A 16925-nucleotide genomic window follows, 5' to 3' on the forward strand; every position below is an offset into this window, starting at 1 on the left:
ACTACTTACAAGACAGTGTAGCTTCGCCTGCTTTATTAGGCACAAACTGAATATTAGCCACAGAAATTGATGCTTTACCATTGCTGCGTAAGCTAAATGGGCTTGTTAGGTTTGCAAAATTAACACCCTTATCAGCAAAACAACCTAAATCGATTGATACTGACTGCCATTTATTCTCAATGCTTTTATCTACAACGTTTGCTAAATCAATGCTTGCACCACATTCGCCCGAGCAAGTCATAGCAAGTGCTATATCGCTCGTTAGTGCTTCGTTTAATTTAATATCAAAGCTAATCACACTATCGGCTTCAACGTAGGCAATGGTATCTTCTGCAAAGCTTGTTACTATTTCAGCACTGGCTTTTTCTGCACCGCTAAAGCTAAATTGGCGAGCGTCTTCTTGTACTATTTTGTCCTCAGTTCGGTATTTAATTGCACCAAATTCATGAGTACTACTCGATACATCTAAAAGCTCATCGCCCGATTTTAACAATAAGCGCCATGGTGCTACAGGTGCACCAACAAGTATATCCATACTCGTAAGCCCTGAGTTATCAAGTTTAGAGTCTTCATCAAGGTCGTCAGCTAACACGTTTTTATCGCCGTACGTTAAACCAAAACCATAAGGGAGTAATGGGTCGTAATTTTCATCGCCTTTATTAACCGCAGTTTGTACCGCTGATTTAGGCCAAGAAAACGATAATTTACCTTTAAAGTTATTTTGAATGGTGCCGTCTGCCGCTTTTAATAAAACATCAGCAATACCTGCGCCTTCAGTACCTGGCAACCATGCAGCTACAAACGCGTCAGATGCGTTAAGTTCGCTGTTAACCCACATAGGTCGACCTGATATAAACACCGATACAACAGGAATGCCTTGCTCTTTTAGCGAGTTTAAAAGTGCTAATGACTTTTTATTTCCGCGCTCAAACTCAAGGTTATCTTTATCGCCGTGCCCTTCTGCGTAAGGTTCTTCACCAAATACAACAATGGCAACATCTGGACGTTGCTCAAACGTGCCATCAGCACTTAAAGTAACACTTCCACCTGCTGCAGATATTTGCTCTTCAAGCCCTTTGTAAATTGACGTTGCTCCAGGGAAATCTGCATTTTTATTATTAGTCCCTTGCCACGTAATACTCCAACCACCCGACTGTTTACCTATATTATCAGCACCATCACCTGCAACAAGTACGCGTTGATTAGCTGCGATAGGTAATAGGTTATTTTTATTTTTAAGTAATACAAGCGATTCGCGCACAGCTTGGCGTGCGACTTCGCGATGCTCTTGCGCGCCAATAAGTTCTGTTTTACCCGAGTAAAGACGCTTAGCCGGGCTTGGTTTATCAAATAACCCAGCGCGTAACTTTACGCGTAAAATACGTGCAACCGCATCATCAATGCGGCTCATACTTATTTTACCTGCATTTACTTGTGCAATTGTATTTTCATATAATGGCTTCCACGCGCCTGTTGGCACCATAAAAATATCAAGACCAGCGTTTACAGCTTCTGGGCAGCTTTCGTTAGTACAGCCTTTAATTTGCCCATGACCGTTCCAATCGCCTACTACGAATCCATCAAAACCCATTCGTGTTTTTAATACATCAGTAAGTAAATATTTATTGCCGTGATTTTTAACGCCATTCCAGCTATTAAAAGATGCCATAACCGATTGGCTACCCGCCGACAAGCCACCTACATAACCTTGGGCATGAATATCAAATAGCGACTGTTCGCTATCTATATTATTTCCCTGATCATCCCCATCAACGGTGCCACCGTCGCCAATAAAGTGCTTAACCGTGCTAATTACACGCTTGTCACTTAAAAAGTCGCCATCGGCTTTACCTTGCAATCCATTTACTATGGCTGCTGAATAATCGTGAACAATCTTTGGATCTTCTGAGTAGCCTTCGTACGTTCTGCCCCATCGGTCGTCTCGTACTACTGCTACAGTGGGTGCAAATACCCAATCTATCCCCGTAGCCATTACTTCTACTGCGGTAATAGACGCTATTTGCTCTATTAAATCTGGGTTATTAGCCGCGCCTAAACCAATGTTATGTGGAAAAAGCGTCGCGCCAATTACGTTATTATGACCATGTACTGCATCGGTGCCCCACATAGTTGGGATACTACTGCCATCAAGTGAGTCATCAACAGAAGCTTGATAAAAGCTCTCTGCTAAGGCTACCCAGTCCATTGGTGTTGCATGTTTGTCGCCATTAGGGAATGCACCACCGCCATTAAGATATGAACCAAAGCCATATTTACGCATGTCTTCAACGGTAATATCACGAATTTCTGGCTGAATCATTTGAGCAACCTTTTGCTCAAGTGTCATGGCTTTTAAATAGTTAACTATTTTAGCTTCAATATCGGCATCTTTTTTAACGGCAATATTAAGTTTTGGCCAAATTTGCGCTGTTTTAGATAACGTTTCATTAGTTTCAACCGATGTTACTGCGTCGTTTGAACAAGCCGATAAAGTACCTACTGATGCAATTAATGTTGCTAAGGCTATTTTATTAAGTGTAAAAGGGGTTTTCATTATAGAGTCTCCTGCGCTTGAACTGGTTTGCTACCGCTTAAACCATAGAACACGATAAATATGTAACATAAAATAGGTAAAACATACGAAAGTTGAACACCCACACTATCAGCAAGTGCACCTTGTAAAAGTGGCACTATTGCACCACCTACAATCGCCAAACACAAAATACCAGAGCCTTGAGCGGTATGCTTACCAAGTCCATTTAACGCTAAACTAAAAATAGTGGGGAACATAATAGAATTAAATAAACCAACCAATAGTATTGACCACATTGCTAATTGACCCGACGTGCTCATGGCAATAACGACTAAAATAATAGCCATGGTCGCGTTAAAGCCAAGTACTTTACCAGCGGGTAATTTTTGCATTACAGCAGCACCAATAAAACGCCCAACCATAGCACCACCAAAATAATAAGTGATGTAATGAGCTGCAACATGCTCTTTTAGCCCTGCAATATGTTCTTGTGCTAAAAAGCTTACTAAAAAGCTACCAATTGCCACTTCTGCGCCAACATACATAAATATGCCCACAGCACCTAATACAAGATGGCGATACTGCCAAGCACTGCCTTCAATTGCCTCTGATTTTTCGGCTTCTGCTTTTTGCTCGCTCATAATGTCTGGTAATTTAAGCCATGCAAAAATACCGGCTAGTAAAATAAGCATTGCAGCTAAAAGGAGGTAAGGAAGTTGAACTGACTCTGCATTTTGTGCAGGTGTTAAAAAGGCTTCTGACGCTGAGTCCAGAATTAACAGAGCACCAAATGATGGTGCAACCGTAGTGCCTAACGCGTTAAAAGCTTGAGTAAGCGTTAAACGAGAAGACGCTGTTTTTGCTGAACCCAACAAACTTACATAAGGATTTGCAGATACTTGTAATAACGTTATGCCACTGGCAAGTACAAATAAAGCGAATAAAAATACAGGATAACTATGTAAAGACGCTGCTGGGTAAAATAAGACACACCCTACTGCCGCAATTAAAAGCCCAACCACGATTCCTTTTTTATAACCAAGCTTTTTAACAATGTGTCCACTAGGGAGTGACATTAAAAAGTAAGCGCCAAAAAAGCAAAACTGCACAAGCATTGCTTGTACATACGTTAAATCGAAAACCGCTTTTAAATGCGGAATCAAAATATCATTTAAGCAGGTAATAAAACCCCACATAAAAAACAGTGAAGTTAAAGATGTAAGTGCAAAACCATAGTTTTTATCTTGGTGGTTTTGCGACTGTGTGTGTGATGTCAGTGGTGCTGAACTAGCCATGTGCTCTCCGCAATTTATTATTATAAATTGATCTTCAGTAAGTAATTAATACAAACCCCGCTAAGGCGCAGTATTTAAGAGTTGACCTGAAGATTAATTAACATTAATCTAAAAATGTAAGCGCTTTCACGGCTAATTAAATACGAACATGTTACATATTTCAACAACTTTTATTTTTAATAATGTTTTGTACCCGCTGAAAGTCAGTAAAAATAAGCGCTAAGCGTGCAATTAAGTTCTCAAAAAGGTTTGTAACCAATGACAAAAATATCATTACCATTTAATTCACCTCTATTAACAAAAGACTTTATTTATGGTGTAGCTACAGCATCATTTCAGATAGAGGGCGGATATGAGCATCGCTTACCGTGTATTTGGGATACCTTTTGTAGTACTGCAGGTAAAATTGCTGACAATTCACATGGTCATATTGCCTGCGATCATTACAATAATTGGCAACAAGACATAGATTTAATAGAGTCTCTAGGTGTTGATGCTTACAGGCTTTCTATTTCATGGCCTCGCGTGATGACTCAAGACGGAAAGTTAAATCCTGTAGGCGTTAAGTTTTATACTGATATTTTAGATGAGCTAAAACGAAAAAATATAAAAGCCTTTGTTACTTTGTACCACTGGGATTTACCGCAACACCTTGAAGATGAAGGCGGCTGGCTCAACAGAAAAACAGCTTATGCATTTGAGCAATACGTAGAACTAATTACTAACGCATTTGGAACACGAGTGTATTCGTACGCTACATTAAACGAACCCTTTTGCAGCGCGTTTTTGGGTTACGAAATTGGCATACATGCCCCAGGCTTAGTCGGCAAGCAGTATGGTAAAAAAGCAGCTCATCACTTATTACTCGCTCATGGTTTGGCCATGAACGTGCTAAATAAAACATCGCCTAATACTCAAAACGGCATTGTGCTTAACTTTACACCCGCATATCCACTTACCGATAATCAACAAGACATAGACAGTGCCAAATACGCTGATGACTACTTAAATCAGTGGTACATGAAACCAATAATGGATGGTAAGTACCCCGATATAATAAACCAATTACCAAGCGATCATTTACCAGACATACACCCTGGTGATATGGAATTAATTTCTCAGCCAATTGATTACTTAGGCATTAACTTTTATACCCGCCAAGTTTATAAGGCGCATCCTACTGACATTTATGAACCCATTGCACCTACGGGTCCGTTGACTGATATGGGATGGGAAGTTTACCCGCAATCGTTCACCGACCTGCTCGTATCGCTTAATAAAACATACACGCTACCGCCTATTTATATAACCGAAAATGGCGCAGCCATGCCCGATACATATAATAATGGTGAAGTTAACGACTTAGATCGTTTAAATTACTATAATGATCACTTAAATGCGGTTCATAATGCGATTGAACAAGGTGTTGTTATAGATGGCTACTTTGCTTGGAGCTTAATGGATAACTTTGAGTGGGCAGAAGGTTATTTAAAACGTTTTGGTATTGTGTATGTAGATTATAAGACGCAGCAACGCACCATTAAAAATAGTGGCTTAGCTTATAAAGAACTCATCTCTAAAAGATAAGAGTATACCCACAACTAAAAACAAGTATAAAGCGGGATAAACAATCATGGTCAGTGTAAAAGAAAAAATAGCGTATGGCTTAGGCGACACCGCCAGTAATATTATTTTTCAAACAGTTATGATGTTTTTAATGCTGTACTACACAGACGTAGTGGGTTTATCGCCTGCTGTTGTAGGTACTATGTTTTTAGCAGTGCGTATTTTTGATGCTGTAACCGACCCATTAATGGGTAACCTTGCAGATAAAACACATACGCGCTGGGGGCACTTTCGCCCCTACTTACTTTGGCTTGCCCTTCCTTTTGCCATTATTAGTATTTTAGCGTTCACTACGCCTGATTTAGAAGGCACCGATAAAATAATTTACGCTTTTACTACTTACACTCTGCTTATGGTTGTCTACACCGCTATTAATATTCCTTATTGTGCATTGGGCGGCGTACTTACAAGCGACGCAAAAGAGCGCGTGACTATTCAGTCTTACCGGTTTGTATTTGGTATGCTAGGCGGCGTAATAGTAGCGGGTTGTACTATGCCAATGGTTGAGTACTTTGGCCAAGGCGATGCAGCAAAGGGTTATCAATACACAATGACTGCAATGAGTATTTTAGGCCTTGTACTGTTTTTACTTTGTTTTTTAGGCACAAAAGAGCGTATACAACAGCCTAAAGAGCAAAACATTCCTTTTGCACAAAGTGTTAAAGCATTAATTAAAAACGATCAATGGCGAACACTTTGCTTAGCTGCATTCTTTTTACTTACCGGGCAAGTATTAAGGCTTACGCTTGCTGTTTACTACGTAAAGTACTATTTAGGTCGAGACGATTTAATCACTTTATTTATGACGCTAGGTGTTGCAGCCAGCATGGTAGGTTGTGCTTTAGCTCAACCACTTGCAAAGCGCTTTTGTAAAATAAAGGCCTATATAAGCTTACAAGTTATTGCCGCCGCTATTTGTGGTTTTAGTTACTTTATTAGTAAAGATCAATTAGTACTCGCATTCACTGCCTTTATTTTATGGAAATTCTTTTTAGATATGGCAACCCCGTTGTTGTGGGCAAAAATGGCCGACACCATAGATTATGGGCATGAAAAAACAGGTGTACGCATTACGGGTTTGGTTTATTCAGGCGTTATATTTTTTATTAAGATGGGCGTGGCTGTAGGCGGCGCAATTGCAGGCTGGTTGTTATCTTTTTACAGTTATCAGGCCGATGCAGTACAAACTCTTGATACCCAACACGGTATTTTACTGTCATTCACTGTACTACCTGCTTTTGGCTCATTATTTGTTGCCTACATAATGAAAAAATATACACTGACTAATCAGGTTGTTGAAAATATTCAATCTAAACTAACAGCTAGTTAAGATATATACTCTAAGGTATTATTTAGCCGAAGTAGTTAAGGATAAGCGAGTGAACAAATAACATGGCAACAATTTATCAAGTCTCAGAGCTTGCGGGCGTATCGTTAGCCACCGTTTCTCGCGTGATGAACAAAAATACCCGTGTAAGCGATAAAACTAAACAAAAAGTGCTTGATGCTATGGCGCAGCTTGGCTACAAGCCTAATTCAATAGCGCAATCTTTAGCCTCTAACTGTACTAACAGTGTCGGTATTTTAGTGTCTGAGTTACATGGTCCTTTCTTTGCCCAAATGATGGCAGGTATTGAGTCGGAGCTTCGTGCTGCGGGTAAACACGTTATTATTACTACCGGACACAGTGAAGAAGACAAAGAACAAGAAGGCATTGAGTTTTTAATTAGCAGACGCTGCGATGCTATTATTTTGCACGTAGAAGCTGTCTCAGACGACTACCTAATAAAACTAAGCCAAGGCTCTACACCCGTTTATTTAATGAGCCGTTACGTAGAGCAACTAAAAGACAACTGCATCAGCCTAGATAATCAATTAGGTGGTTACCTAGCCACTAAATCGATATTAAATCAAGGCCATACACAAATAGCGTATATTGCAGGCCCGCAGTTTAAAGCCGATGCTTTTAACCGCTTAGAAGGTCACAAACAAGCGCTTACAGAGGCTGGTGTAAAATTTGATCCTACGCTTTTTTATATTGGCGACTTTAACGAAACTGGCGGTAGTAAAGGCTTAAAACATTTTATTGATGAAAAACTTAGCTTTACTGCACTGGTATGCGCCAATGACGAAATGGCCTCCGGTGCCATGAAGTATGCACGAGAGCACGGTTATAACTTACCAATTGATTTATCGATTGTTGGATTTGATAACGTTATTTTTGCAAACTACCTATACCCTACACTCACGACCATAGATAATCCGGTCGGGAAAATGGGCGAAATGGCTGCTAAATTAGTACTTAAAGACGTATATCAAAATAAAAACCTCGTTATAAATCGTTTTTTTGAACCTACTTTAATGCAGCGCGATTCATCAGCACCACTTATTAAATAAAAACCAAAGACTAAAAACGAGTACTGATTTTGGTACAAAAAAAGCGGCTAAATGCCGCTTTTTGTATGTGAGTTACTTAACAATCCAAGGCGTTACTTTAATAACGTTCGATATATCGCCAAGCACTGCGCTATCATCTTCCCAGCTATCTTCAACTGCAAAATAACACACTGACTTTTCACACGTTATGCTCTTATCATCAAATTGCATTGGGCTTTTAAATGTAACTGCTACGCCCTTTTGCTCGGGTAATAAAAACCACATTAATTTACTTACAAAAAAGCCCGACAAATCAGTTAATAGCTCATCAAGTTCTTCGTTAATGGTATATAACGACTGCTTTGAAAATGCTAAACCTTCAAGTTCGTTTGCTTCAATTTGTAGCTTTAATTGGCAATCGTGCACAGGATTGAGCGGCTCTACTACAATGACCGCTTTATCGGTATCAAGCTGCTTATCGAACGGCAATAGTAATTGTGCTTTATCGGTAAAGTTAAGTGGATACTCGTTTCTTTCGGTTAAAATAGTACCGCTTTTAATCGCACATGTTTCATTAGTACCAATATCACTAATGTAAAAGTTAACTCGCGCATATTGAAAGTCGCCTTTGTTAACAATTTTTAAGCGGTCGTAAAAACCGTCATACGACATCACAAATTCTCTCGCATTTACATTAAACGCACTAATGCTCAGCAGTACTAACACAATAGCGTTGGTACAATTAAAAATGTATTTATTCATCAAAGTAGGCTCTATTTTGGCTAATCATCGTGTTTAACTCTTCTATATACGCTTCACCGCGCTCAGAGTAAGACATTAAACCTTGTGTAAGTTCAGTCGCTAAAATTGGTTTTTGCTCAAGACGTAAGTTTTCACGTATTGCGCGCAAATCTTTATAAGCAGGATGCGTATTTATGTTTTTAAAGTAAGAGTTTATAGCAGCTCTTACCGATTTAAACGCAGCAACTTCGTGCGCAGCACCGGTACTACGGCGTCTAGGGACCATGCCACAGCCTTTTGAATAACACCACTGACCAAAAAAGTTAAGGCCAATACGTGCAAAACGTGATGTGCCCCATGCAGATTCGTTTGCAGCTTGCATAAGCGCTAATTCTTTAGGAATTATATCAACACGGCGCAATGCAAGACTAAGCGTTAAAGTATCAAGCGTTGTTGGTAAATCGTACGACTCTAAAATTTTGATAATATCTTTGCTTTGCTTAGATTGCAGTGGCTCGTTATCCTCAAGCATTAATCGTGCAATTTGAAGCTTAGCGCGTTGCTGTAATATTTTTTTATTTTCGGCTTCAACGTGCGGACGAATAAAGCTAAAAAATGCATGTTTTTTTTCTTTAACATCACTAAATTCTGAAAACTTTGGCAGTTTTACATTATGTAATGGTTTTTCTTTTTTCTTCACTTTTTTTGGTTGTTCTGACGTTTGCTCGTCTAAATCAACATCATCATTTTGTATAAACGGGTATGCAAGCGCCCAAACAAAAAACACGGTTAGTAAAAGCTTAAAAATCGTTTTTAACATGTATTCTCTCTATCAAACTTAGTTATGCATGGTTAATACACAAGCATACGAAGGCGCATTATACCTAAGCCACTTTATAAACGCGAATAACTGGGGTTTGATGACCTTTTACGGTTGAATTTTCAGCAGTATATTTGAATTTTAGATAAAACAGAGCCTATGTAGTGCATTTGTTCATTCGCAATTTATAAGTCCATGGGTATACTGGGCAAAGTTTAATAATATTAACTATGTGTGAGTAAGCAGTATGGATAAACAATGGCAAAGCCGAATAATAGAGCAATATAAACATCGTCCTAACGATAACCGCTCGCCGTGGCAGGTCGATCGTTCGCGTATTATTCATGCAGCTGCATTTAGGCGTTTGCAAGCTAAAACCCAAATTATGGGCATTGGCCTAAACGACTTTTACCGCACTCGCCTTACCCACTCTTTAGAAGTATCGCAAATTGGTACTGGCATATTGCGCCACTTAAAAGCGCAACATAGCGACTTTACGCACTTTCCATCAACCGGACTGCTAGAAACACTGTGTTTGGCGCACGATATTGGCCATCCACCTTTTGGCCATGGTGGCGAAATAGCGCTAAATTACATGATGCGCGATCACGGTGGTTTTGAAGGTAACGCACAAACACTGCGCATAGTTGCAAAACTTGAGCCCTACAGTAACGGGCACGGTATGAACCTAACTCGTCGTACTTTATTAGGTTTTATAAAATACCCCGCGTTTATTAATACGCTATGGCATACAATTCCCGACGATACAACCGGTCGTGCATTTATAAAAGCAGATGATTGGCGACCTGCCAAAGGGTTGTACAACGACGATGCAGCCATATTCAATTGGATAGTAGAACCACTGAGTCAAAACGATAAAACGTTGCTGGGTAACCATGCCACTATTGATAAGTACCGCGCTAAAACAACGTATAAATCGCTCGATAGCGCAATAATGGAACATGCCGACGATATAGCATACGCCGTACACGACTTAGAAGATGCCATTGCAACCCATGTACTTACGCTAGACGATTGGCAAACTCATGCTCTACCTCATTTAAAAGCACTAAACTTTGACTGGTTAAACACCATGCTTGAGTCGCTCACGAAGCGTTTGTTTTCAAAAAATGATTATGAGCGAAAAGATGCCATAGGTGAGCTGGTTAATACCTTTATTATTCATATACATTTAGATATTCAAAACGATAACTTTGAATGCCCTATTTTAAAGTACACCGCTAAATTAGATGCCCAATACGACAGTGTATTGCAAATACTTAAGCATTTTGTGTTTCAACGTTTAATACGCGACCCCGAAATGCAACAAATAGAGTTTAAAGGTCAAAACTTACTAATAGAGTTATTTACCGCGTTTGCTAGCGATCCGCTGCGTTTATTACCCGAAACAACACAAGCACAATACATAGAAGCGCAAAAGCAAAACCAAGGTATGCGTATAATTTGCGATTACTTAAGCGGAATGACCGACGAGTACGCTTATAAAACGTATCAACGATTGTTTTCACCTATGCAGTAGCAATACCAATAGACGTAAGTAATATAAAACTGAGCATTATTAAAAAGGCCGAGTAAATTTAATTTACTCGGCCTTTTTAGTTTTTATATTTAGTTAGAGCGTTTTATAAAGATTTTACGCCCATGTTATATAGTGTAAAACCAAACATATCAGCGTACTGATCAATAATTTTACTAGTTGGTGTACCTGCACCATGACCCGCGTTTGTTTCTATACGAATAAGTGTTGGGTTACTACCCATTTGTTTTGATTGAAGCTCAGCCGCAAACTTAAACGAATGCGAAGGGACAACACGGTCATCATGATCGCCTGTCGTGATCATAGTGGCTGGATATTCAACACCGGCTTTTACATTATGAAGAGGTGAATAGCCTTTAATGTATTCAAACATTTCTTTGCTTTGCTCGCTCGTACCGTAGTCGTATGCCCAGCCAGCGCCCGCAGTAAATGTATGGTAACGTAGCATATCAAGTACGCCTACAGCAGGAAGAGCCACCTGAAATAAGTCAGGACGCTGGGTCATTACCGCGCCAACTAATAAACCACCATTAGATCCACCACGCAGTGCTAAACGCTTTTTAGATGTATACTTTTTATCTTTTAAATACTCAGCTGCCGCAATAAAATCATCAAACACATTTTGCTTTTGCAATTTAGTGCCTGCATTGTGCCAGTCTTTACCGTACTCACCACCACCACGAATATTAGCAACGGCGTACACACTACCTTGCTCAAGCCATACTGCATTAACGGGGCTAAAGCTTGGCGTTAAACTAATATTAAAACCACCGTAACCGTATAAAATAGTAGGGTTTGAACCATCAAGCTTAATACCTGTTTTATAGGTAATTACCATCGGTATTTTAGTGCCATCTTTTGATGTGTAAAACACTTGCTCAGACGTGTAATCATCGCTGTTAAAATCAATAGCCGACTTACGATAAACACCCGATTCACCCGTAGCTACATCAAACGTATAAGTAGTACCTGGTGTTTTGTAGTTAGTGAACGAATAATAAAGCGTTGTTTGATCTTTTTTACCGCCAAAACCACGTGCTGTACCCACGCCTGGTAATGTAATTTCGCGAATTAGCTCGCCTTTTTTGTTGTACTGTTTTACCTGCGAAATAGCATCAACCATGTAGTTGGCAAAAAAGGTATCGCCACCTTTTGTAAGGTTTAGTACGTTTTTGGTTTCAGGAATTAAATCAACCCAATTTTCAGGGCTTGGGTTACTTGCATCAACCGTGACTACTTTTTTGTTTGGTGCATTAAGGTTAGTAACTAAAAACAGCTTGCTGCCTTCGTTATCAATAACTGATGTATCTGAATCAGTATTTCCCACAACCGTTACAAACTCACTGTTTTCTTTTGTTAGATCTTTTATAAACAGTTTATTGCCTGAGGTAGACGTACTAGCTGAAATAAGTAAGTAATGGCCATCTTGAGTTACATCAGCGCCTACATAGCGATGTTTTTGCTCATCAGTTTCACCAAATACAACACTATCAGCAGACTGAGCAGTACCTAGCTTATGGTAATACGCTTTATGCTGATCTGTTTTAGCCGAAAGTTCACTCCCTTTAGGTTTTTCGTAACTTGAATAATAAAAACCTTCGTTGCCTAACCAATCAATGCCACTAAATTTAACGTCAACAAGCGCTTCTTCAACTTGCTCTTTAGTATGTGCATCAATAACTATAATTTTACGCCAATCGCTGCCGCCTTCAGATATTTGATACGCGAGCAATGAGCCATCTTTTGAAAACGATAAGCCCGACATAGACGTCGTACCATCTTCACTAAACTTGTTTGGATCTAAAAATACTTCAACGTCGCCGCCATCTTTACTGCGGTACAAAACATATTGATTTTGCAGGCCATCGTTTTTATAAAAATAGGTGTAATCGCCTTCAGTAAAAGGAGCGCCTATTTTTTCGTAATTCATTAGTTTTTCAAGGCGCTGCTTTAACTTATCGCGATAAGGTATTTGTTCTAAATAAGAAAACGTTAAATTGTTTTGCGTTTTAACCCAATCGGCAGTTTCGTCGCTCATATCATCTTCAAGCCAACGATACGGGTCGCTAACGGCTTCTTCAAAGTAGGTGTCTACGATATCGCCTTTTTTTGTTTCTGGGTATATAACTGCATTAACTTGCTTCATTGGTGCTTTTACTTCTTCTTGAGTTACCGTATTAGTTGGCTCTGAACAGCCGCTAAGCGCTACAATTACAGCACACGCTAAAGTATGTTTAAACATCCTGAGTTCCATTCTTATTTATTAATAGTGCGCCTAAGTTATTAACTTTTAGCCCTTTTGTCTATTTAGATGCGTTAAGCGCCATTTATCGCTGTAAACAAATGTAAACTTACGCTTTAATAGCACGACCCTCATTAAAATAAAAAACAATAAAAGAGCATACTATGCAAAGTACAAACCCCACGTTTAAAAGCTTTAAAGCCTTCTACCCTTATTATTTAAAAGAGCATCGCAATGTTACTTGCCGCCGCTTACATTTTATAGGAAGCACCCTCGTTCTTGCTGTAATCGCAATAGCATTATTAAAACAACACTACAGTTTATTGTGGCTATTACCTGTTATTGGATATGGGTTTGCGTGGGTTGGGCATTTCTTTTTTGAAAAAAACCGCCCAGCTACTTTTAAACACCCTTTTTACAGTTTGTGGGGAGATTGGGTAATGTTTAAAGATATGCTTGTTGGAAAAATTAAATTTTAACACTATTTTTAGCATTCTTTTTTATACCAATTACTTATAAAAACAAAATTGCTTCATGCTTTAAAGTATAGGTTCTAATAAGTAGTACATAATTTATAATACACCCATTAAATGTTAATTTAGTTAACATTTAATAGGTTTATTTGTATTTTACATTTTTAAAAATATTTATAACTTAACTGCTATTTATTGCCAGCCCAATAAAAATGGTTCCCTACCCATAATTAATTTAACCCATCAATCTCATCTTACCAGTTAATTAAACGTTAAATTTAACTTTTAAATATAATTCATTATCCATCAATTACTTAGCAATTACCTTCGCTATATAACCAAAACAATGATCATTATAAAAAACAACCAAATGTAATTATAAAAACCCTTAAATTAATTGAATGTTATTCAATTGACTGACTTTGTTAATTAAGTATATGTTCAAGGTAACAAAGAGGTTTAATCTTTTTGTACAAAACTAAAATAATTCAATGGGTATGGGGAAATACAGCATGAATAGAAAACCGTTATTTAAATTACAGCAATCGGTACCACAAATATTACTCGCAATGAGCGCGTCTGCTGCACTACTTGGTTCGCTCTCAGTAAATGCTGCAGAGCAAGACACTAAAGCAGAAGAAAACATCGAACAAATAAGCGTAATTGGCTCTCGCCGATTAGGCCGTACAGTAGAAGACAGCGCAGTACCCATCGATATAATTGGTGCAGATGCACTTAAAAACTCAGGCTTTACTGAAACGAATGCCCTACTTAGCAGTTTATTACCCAGCTTTAACTTCCCACAAGCATCACTTACTGATGGCAGCGACCATGTACGCCCCGCTCAGCTTCGTGGCTTAGCACCCGATCACACCTTAGTGCTTGTTAATGGTAAGCGCCGCCACAGCAACGCATTACTTAACTTAAATGGCTCAACGGGTCGTGGTTCATCATCGGTTGACTTAAATGCGATACCTGCAAATGCTATTGCCCGTATTGAAGTATTACGCGATGGTGCAGCAGCGCAATATGGCTCTGACGCTATAGCTGGTGTTATTAATATTGTACTTAAAAGTGCCAGCAGCGGTGGTTCAGTTGCGGCTATATATGGTGCTAACGTAACCGAAATGGACGGTGTACCACAGCTTGAATCAGTTTCTGAAGGCAGTGATGGTAATTTAGCATTTACCGAAGGGGGCGATCGCTCTTTAACCGATGGTCAAACATTAACGCTGCAAGGTAATATGGGTTTTGAGCTTGGCGATAATGGCTTTTTAAACATCTCAACAGAATACCGCGACCGCCATTCAACTAACCGCTCAGACTACGATAACCGTGAAAACTACGCACGCATAGATGACGGATCAGTAGATGGCGCGCTTGACCCACGTGAACTTACCGTAAATCGATATAACCATAACTTTGGTAATGGCGATGTTGAAGATTTTTCAATGTTTTATAACGCAGGTTACCAGTTAACAAACGAAGTCGACTTATATTCGTTTGGCTCTTACAGCAAACGTGAAGGCGAAGGCGGCGGGTTTTATCGCCGTGCAAGCGATAGCCGTAATATAGAAGAAGTATACCCTGATGGCTTTTTACCTGTTATTACCTCAGATATAGATGACTTTTCACTGGCACTTGGCGCTAAAGGTTTTGTAAGTGAATGGAATTACGATGTATCGGCCGTATATGGTCAAGATGCATTTGAGTTTGGTGTTATAAATAGCTTAAATACCTCATATGGCCCTACTAGCCAAACAAGCTTTGATGCAGGAACACTTACCTACGATCAACTTACTTTAAACGTTGATTTTAGCCGCGAGGTAGACGTCAGCTTTTTAGAAAGCTCTGTAAACGTAGCTGTAGGTGCTGAGTATCGCCGCGAAGGATACCAAATAGATGCAGGCGAAGAAGCATCATATGCACAAGGCACATTTGGCCCAGGAGGCGCAGTAACCGACCCAGTTGATGGCCCGTTTGGCGCAGCGGGGGCACAAGTATTCCCGGGGTTTACACCCGAATCAGAGGGCGATAACAGCCGCCACAACGTGAGCTTATATATAGACCTTGAAACCTACCTAACCGACGATTGGAATTTAGCGGTTGCCGCCCGTTATGAAGATTACTCAGACTTTGGCGATACACTTAACGGTAAAATTGCAACTCGTTATTCATTAACTGAAGACTTAGCACTACGCGCCTCTGTATCTACTGGTTTTAGAGCACCTTCTTTGCAGCAGCAATACTTTACCTCAGTAGCCACTGTATTTGTTGATGGCGAACCAACCGAAACTGGTACCTTTGCACCAAGCAGCGATGTAGCAAAAGCACTGGGCTCACCAGGTCTTGATGCTGAAGAAGCAACAAACTACGGCGTTGGTTTTACATGGTCTACCGACTTTAATTTCAGCTTATCGGTTGATTACTACCAAATATTAATTGATGACCGCATTGTGCTATCAAACAACTTATCGGGCGATGCTATTGCCGATTTACTTCAAAGCACAGGCGCTAACCAAGGTCGCTTCTTCTTAAATGCAATTGACAGCAAAACCCGTGGTGTTGATGTGGTTGCCTCATATAATGTAGCAACTGATGGTTATGGCGATTTAGCCTTTAACCTAGGTTACAACTACGGTAAAAATGAAGTAACAAATATTATCGACCCACCAGCAGAGCTGCAAGGTGCAGGGTTTGATCAAGACAACTTGTTCTCAGGCACTGAGCTGCGTCGTTTTGAAGTAAGCACACCGCGTAATAAGTACAACTTAAGCGCAACATGGACTAACGACGACATACGTACCACGCTTAGAACAACACGTTACGGCGAAACTCAAGACCCTTCAGATATCCCAGAACGTAACGAAGTGCTAAAGCCTAAATGGATAACCGACTTAGATGTCGCCTACTCGCTAAGTGAAAGCGTATCGCTGAGCTTAGGGGCTAATAACATTTTTGATGTTTACCCAGACGCAACACGTGAAAATGTTGACGATGTAACCACCTTCTCACGTTTATTTGCTTACTCTAGCTTCTCGCCGTATGGATTTAACGGACGCTACGTGTACGGTAAAATAGAAATGAAGTTTTAATAAGCACAGCTTAAAGTAACCAAACACACAAAAGCCACCGATTAGGTAATGCAGATCGTTTAAGCTAATTGAACGATCTTTCAAAGGGCTCATAATAGGCTACAACAGAAGTTGTGGCCTATTTTTATGTCTGAATTTATTAAAGAATTACACCTTACTACTGAGT

11 protein-coding genes are annotated in these 16925 nt (G+C 39.6%); 6 read left to right on the plus strand and 5 right to left on the minus strand.

Annotated elements, in window-relative coordinates; translation table 11 throughout:
• Position 1: 1 nt before the first annotated feature.
• Together I6F40_RS11100 and I6F40_RS11105 are read right to left on the minus strand one after the other, a co-directional pair.
• Positions 2-2554 carry a glycoside hydrolase family 3 protein gene (locus I6F40_RS11100; protein ID WP_166377629.1) on the minus strand — a complete coding sequence of 851 codons (2553 nt, stop codon included), beginning with the start codon at positions 2552-2554 and terminating at the stop codon, positions 2-4.
• A complete protein-coding gene (locus I6F40_RS11105) occupies positions 2554-3828 on the minus strand; it encodes a sugar MFS transporter (protein ID WP_166377630.1) in 1275 nt (424 codons plus the stop codon). The genes I6F40_RS11100 and I6F40_RS11105 overlap by 1 nt, the downstream gene beginning before the upstream one ends.
• Positions 3829-4086: 258 nt before the next feature.
• Between I6F40_RS11105 and I6F40_RS11110 the strand changes: the two genes are divergently transcribed.
• The 3 genes from I6F40_RS11110 to I6F40_RS11120 all read left to right on the plus strand — a co-directional run bounded on the left by I6F40_RS11110 (position 4087) and on the right by I6F40_RS11120 (position 7851).
• On the plus strand, positions 4087-5415 hold the full coding sequence (locus I6F40_RS11110) for a GH1 family beta-glucosidase (protein WP_166377631.1): 1329 nt from the start codon (positions 4087-4089) through the stop codon (positions 5413-5415).
• A 46-nt stretch (positions 5416-5461) separates the two neighbouring features.
• Positions 5462-6784, plus strand: coding sequence for a glycoside-pentoside-hexuronide (GPH):cation symporter (locus tag I6F40_RS11115; RefSeq protein ID WP_165727734.1), 1323 nt, complete (start codon positions 5462-5464; stop codon positions 6782-6784).
• Between the two features lie 62 nt (positions 6785-6846).
• On the plus strand, positions 6847-7851 hold the full coding sequence (locus tag I6F40_RS11120; RefSeq protein ID WP_165726368.1) for a LacI family DNA-binding transcriptional regulator: 1005 nt from the start codon (positions 6847-6849) through the stop codon (positions 7849-7851).
• Positions 7852-7923: 72 nt separating this feature from the next.
• Here I6F40_RS11120 and I6F40_RS11125 read toward each other — a convergent pair whose 3' ends face one another.
• Both I6F40_RS11125 and I6F40_RS11130 read right to left on the minus strand, forming a co-directional pair.
• The gene (locus I6F40_RS11125; protein WP_101162854.1) at positions 7924-8592 is read right to left on the minus strand and encodes a DUF2987 domain-containing protein; all 669 of its coding nucleotides are present in this window, start codon (positions 8590-8592) and stop codon (positions 7924-7926) included.
• Positions 8585-9391: a glucosaminidase domain-containing protein gene (locus I6F40_RS11130; protein ID WP_166377632.1), complete on the minus strand. Its 807-nt coding sequence runs from the start codon at positions 9389-9391 to the stop codon at positions 8585-8587. The genes I6F40_RS11125 and I6F40_RS11130 overlap by 8 nt, the downstream gene beginning before the upstream one ends.
• 247 nt (positions 9392-9638) lie before the next feature.
• Between I6F40_RS11130 and I6F40_RS11135 the strand changes: the two genes are divergently transcribed.
• Positions 9639-10931 carry an anti-phage deoxyguanosine triphosphatase gene (locus tag I6F40_RS11135; protein ID WP_166377633.1) on the plus strand — a complete coding sequence of 431 codons (1293 nt, stop codon included), beginning with the start codon at positions 9639-9641 and terminating at the stop codon, positions 10929-10931.
• A gap of 103 nt (positions 10932-11034) precedes the next feature.
• On the opposite strand, the gene I6F40_RS11140 is transcribed toward I6F40_RS11135, so the two are convergent.
• Entirely contained in the window at positions 11035-13191 is a 2157-nt protein-coding gene (locus I6F40_RS11140; RefSeq protein WP_166377634.1) for a prolyl oligopeptidase family serine peptidase, read from the minus strand.
• A 164-nt stretch (positions 13192-13355) separates the two neighbouring features.
• Here I6F40_RS11140 and I6F40_RS11145 point away from each other — a divergent pair, with 164 nt between their 5' ends.
• Both I6F40_RS11145 and I6F40_RS11150 read left to right on the plus strand, forming a co-directional pair.
• Entirely contained in the window at positions 13356-13670 is a 315-nt protein-coding gene (locus I6F40_RS11145; RefSeq protein ID WP_002959779.1) for a DUF962 domain-containing protein, read from the plus strand.
• A 506-nt stretch (positions 13671-14176) separates the two neighbouring features.
• On the plus strand, positions 14177-16759 hold the full coding sequence (locus tag I6F40_RS11150) for a TonB-dependent receptor plug domain-containing protein (protein ID WP_197192929.1): 2583 nt from the start codon (positions 14177-14179) through the stop codon (positions 16757-16759).
• The last annotated feature ends 166 nt before the right edge of the window (positions 16760-16925 follow it).

The organism is Pseudoalteromonas sp. SWXJ133 (assembly GCF_015864365.1).
In the GTDB taxonomy this organism is placed as follows: domain Bacteria; phylum Pseudomonadota; class Gammaproteobacteria; order Enterobacterales; family Alteromonadaceae; genus Pseudoalteromonas; species Pseudoalteromonas arctica.

Excerpts from the sequence above, each read along its gene's own strand:
- I6F40_RS11130 (WP_166377632.1), bottom strand. The coding sequence starts at position 9,391 with ATGTTAAAAACGATTTTTAAGCTTTTACTAACCGTGTTTTTTGTTTGG.
- I6F40_RS11100 (WP_166377629.1), bottom strand. The coding sequence starts at position 2,554 with ATGAAAACCCCTTTTACACTTAATAAAATAGCCTTAGCAACATTAATT.
- I6F40_RS11110 (WP_166377631.1), top strand. The coding sequence starts at position 4,087 with ATGACAAAAATATCATTACCATTTAATTCACCTCTATTAACAAAAGAC.
- I6F40_RS11105 (WP_166377630.1), bottom strand. The coding sequence starts at position 3,828 with ATGGCTAGTTCAGCACCACTGACATCACACACACAGTCGCAAAACCAC.
- I6F40_RS11145 (WP_002959779.1), top strand. The coding sequence starts at position 13,356 with ATGCAAAGTACAAACCCCACGTTTAAAAGCTTTAAAGCCTTCTACCCT.
- I6F40_RS11150 (WP_197192929.1), top strand. The coding sequence starts at position 14,177 with ATGAATAGAAAACCGTTATTTAAATTACAGCAATCGGTACCACAAATA.
- I6F40_RS11140 (WP_166377634.1), bottom strand. The coding sequence starts at position 13,191 with ATGTTTAAACATACTTTAGCGTGTGCTGTAATTGTAGCGCTTAGCGGC.
- I6F40_RS11135 (WP_166377633.1), top strand. The coding sequence starts at position 9,639 with ATGGATAAACAATGGCAAAGCCGAATAATAGAGCAATATAAACATCGT.
- I6F40_RS11125 (WP_101162854.1), bottom strand. The coding sequence starts at position 8,592 with ATGAATAAATACATTTTTAATTGTACCAACGCTATTGTGTTAGTACTG.
- I6F40_RS11120 (WP_165726368.1), top strand. The coding sequence starts at position 6,847 with ATGGCAACAATTTATCAAGTCTCAGAGCTTGCGGGCGTATCGTTAGCC.
- I6F40_RS11115 (WP_165727734.1), top strand. The coding sequence starts at position 5,462 with ATGGTCAGTGTAAAAGAAAAAATAGCGTATGGCTTAGGCGACACCGCC.